Source organism: Streptomyces sp. NPDC059900, assembly GCF_050270335.1.
Lineage (GTDB): Bacteria > Actinomycetota > Actinomycetes > Streptomycetales > Streptomycetaceae > Streptomyces.
Genome location: NZ_JBNNJZ010000901.1, coordinates 1 through 2,271 on the forward strand (window position 1 = coordinate 1; position 2,271 = coordinate 2,271).

At 70.8% G+C, this 2,271-nt stretch carries 2 pseudogenes; both read left to right on the forward strand.

Going from position 1 to position 2,271, the window contains the following annotated elements:
• Positions 1-1,015, forward strand: a pseudogene (locus ACQKIP_RS45490) (regulator); the annotation flags it as partial.
• Positions 1,016-1,353: 338 nt separating this feature from the next.
• Positions 1,354-2,271, forward strand: a pseudogene (locus ACQKIP_RS45495) (glycosyl hydrolase); the annotation flags it as partial.

Genomic DNA, 2,271 nt, shown 5'->3' on the forward strand with positions numbered 1-2,271 from the left:
CTTCCTGGGCCTCGCCCGCGCCGCGGACACCGCCTGGGCAGGCCCCGACCAGGTCGAGTGGTACCAGAAGATCGCCCTCGAACACACCGACCTCTGCGCGGCTCTCGACCATCTGCTGGCGAACGCACCACTGCGGGCGGTCGAACTGGCCGGTCTGGTCAGCTTCTTCTGGAGCTGCTGCGGCCATCTGCCCGAAGCCCGCACCTACTTGGAGCAGGCCCTGCTGGTACACACCGGATCCAGCGCCTACCACGGGCGGGCACGCTGGGCGCTTGGCGTGGTACAGGTCCTGCAAGGCGAGCACGACGAAGCAGCAAAGATCGGGTCGCGCTGCGCGCGGGACGCAGCAAGCACCGGGAACACCGAGGAGGCCCTGGCCGCCGCGTACCTGCTGGGACTGACGCATCTCCTCCAGGGCGAGGCGAGCAGGGCGCAGGCCGTGGTCGAGCACGCCATGCGACAGGCTCCGGGGCCGGCCTTCGCTTCCGCGTCCATGCTGCGCTGCCACCTCGTACAGGTGTTTGCGCTCACCGGTCTCGGACACCTCGAAAAGGCGACGGAGTACGCGACGGCCCTGCGCGCGGACTGCCTCGCCCACGGGGAGTGCTGGACCCGCGCGTACGCCGACTACCAGCTCGCGCTGCTCTCCCTGGCGGGGGGCAGGCCCTCGCGGGCAGCCGAACACGCCCGCGCCATGCTGGAAGGGAAGCGGCGGCTGGGCGACAGCTTCGGCATCGCACTGGGTCTGGACGTCCTGGCCGCCGCGGCCGCCGCCCGCGGCGACGGCGAAACGGCAGCCCTGGTCTCCGGCGGCGGCCACACTTACTGGCGCTCGGTGGGGCACACCCAGCGCGGCACCCCCGAACTGCGTGACCTGCGCGAAGAGTGCTGGCAGTCGGCCCGCAGGACGATAGGGGACGAGGCCTTCGACGAGGCCTTCAACCGCGGCGCCGAGGAGAGCCCGAGCGCCGTCGTGACCCTGGCAATCTCGGGAAGGCTGCGCAGCGGCGGCTGAGGCAGGCGGTGGCGCGGCCCGGGGGAGTCGCGCGACGGCCGGTCGGGGCGTCAGGGGTGCCGTCCCCTTGGCACCGATTGGTCTGATCTCAAAGGTTGATGACGGCTCATCAGATCCGGTGAAGCACCACGGTGGAGGGAAGTGCGTCAAGCGAGCGCCTGAAGCGTGTCCGGTCGAACGGGGGTCCTTTCAACCCTCGAAGGCGCGACGGCCCGGCGGCGGGCTTTCGTCGCACGACTGCCCCAGCTATTGACGCTGGTTTGCGCTGGCTTTACGTTCCTCGACATCTGAGAGCGCTCTCAAGACGCCCTCCCCGTCATGAGTTTGAGGTGCCGTCCATGCCGTACCCCCGCTTACGACCCGTCCCCCACGGAAGACCGGCCGCCGCCCTGGTGCTGGTCGCCGCCCTGGCCGCCATCGGCCTCGGACCCGCCGCCACCCCGGCGGCGGCAGCCACCGTGCCGGTCGGCTCCGGCAGTTACTCCGACACCCGCCCCGCGGGAACCTCCGGACCCACCACCAACACCGGCACCCCGGTGACCCCCAAGGTCACCGCCGCTGCCAAGGGCAAGCCGGTCCCCACCAACGACTGGTGGTCCTCGCTGGCCTTCCAGCGCTACGGCGACAACCCGTACTCCACCCCGATGTACGGACACCCGCTCACCTACCAGGCCGTCTCCGGCGGCCTCGAGGTCGGCTACCCCACCGATCCCGCAGTCGTCGGCGAGGGCCGCCAGTACGAGTACGCGCACAAGCGCGATCTCACCCTCGGCCTGAGCGGTCTCAACTCCGCGGACACCAAGGCCGACGCCTGGTCCGACTGGACCGTCACCCCCTACTGGTCGGACGGCACCCGCACCCTGCGCACCACCATCGGCCACGGCCTGCCCTACGTCTACGCCAAGGGCTCGGGCGGCAACGCCCAGATCACCACCGCCGGCGCGCCGAACGTCTTCGCGGACCAGGGCAACGTCCTCGGCATCACGGTCGGCGGCCACCACTACGCGCTCTTCGCCCCCAGCGGCAGCGACTGGAACGTCTCCGGCTCCACGATCACCGCCGGTCTGGGCGCCAAGGACTACTTCTCCCTCGCCGTCCTGCCCTCCACCGACGCGCTCGCCGCGTACAAGAAGTACGCCTACAGCTTCGTCACCGGCTCCAAGACGACCTGGTCCGCCGCGTCCGGCTCGGTCAAGGCGACCTACACCCTCACCACGCAGGCGCAGGAAGGCAGCGAGACCGGCACGCTCCAGGCG